Origin of the sequence: Ascidiimonas aurantiaca (assembly GCF_037646345.1) — a bacterium.
Taxonomy (GTDB): domain Bacteria; phylum Bacteroidota; class Bacteroidia; order Flavobacteriales; family Flavobacteriaceae; genus Ascidiimonas; species Ascidiimonas aurantiaca.
Map to the genome: position 1 here is coordinate 1 of NZ_JBBEWR010000040.1, position 1,030 is coordinate 1,030.

Consider the following 1,030-nt stretch of genomic DNA (forward strand, 5'->3'; position numbering starts at 1 on the left):
GGGGCTTTATGACAGCCTGGGCATACAAATCGATAAAAAACTCTTTCTCGCCAAAAATGGCTACCTGAAAGGAAGCTTCCCCATAGATTCTACCTTTACCACAGGGCATTATTATATCAAGGCCTCTACCAACTGGATGAAAAACTTTAAGGAAGAAGATGCCTTTGTCCAGAAAATAACCATCCTCAACGAATCTCTGCTCCCTCCCAACAGCGATACCGTGACCCGATATGATGTACAGTTTCTACCCGAAGGAGGAAACTTTATTCAGGATACCCAAAATACCCTTGCGGTTAAGGTACTTAATAACCTCGGGCAGGGGGTAAAAATAAAAAAGGCCGTCATTAAAAATGACAGTGGACAGGTAATCACCGATTTCATTACCTCTCCTTACGGTCATGGTAAGTTTGATCTAACTCCCAAACCCAATACCCGGTATTATGCGACCATTACCTTTAATGACGAAAAAGAGAACACCTACCCCCTACCGTTACCGCAAGCAGAAGGCATTGCCATTAATATAGCTGATACCGGCAAAGAGGCAGATGATATGTTTGTTACCTTCCGTACCAATGCAGCTACCTATGCTAAAATAGAGAATAAACCTTTCCATCTCGTTATACACAGGGATGGGCTGGCCAGAAAGATCGATGTGGGATTTGAAAACGGAAAACTGGAAAGCTCTTATCTCATTGCTAAAGACCTCCTGCACAAAGGCATTAATATTTTTACCCTGCTTGATGAGAACGGTGCCCCGGTACTCGAAAGGCTCTTTTTTAATGCCCGCCCCATTACTTTTAAAGAAGTAGATATAGACATTGCTTCGGTAAACAAAGATACCCTCTGGCTTCTCGCAAAAATTCCCGGTACCTCAAAAACACTGCAAAACCTTAGTATTTCCATTCTACCCGAAACTACCATCTCCTATCAGCATCGCGATAATATATACAGTACCTTTCACCTGAAACCCTACGTAAAAGGTACTATTGAGAACCCGGTATATTATTTTAGGAACGTAACCCAAAAAAAA

1 pseudogene is annotated in these 1,030 nt (G+C 42.1%); it reads left to right on the plus strand.

What is annotated here, in order from left to right:
* Positions 1-1,030, plus strand: a pseudogene (locus WAO84_RS17145) (hypothetical protein); the annotation flags it as partial.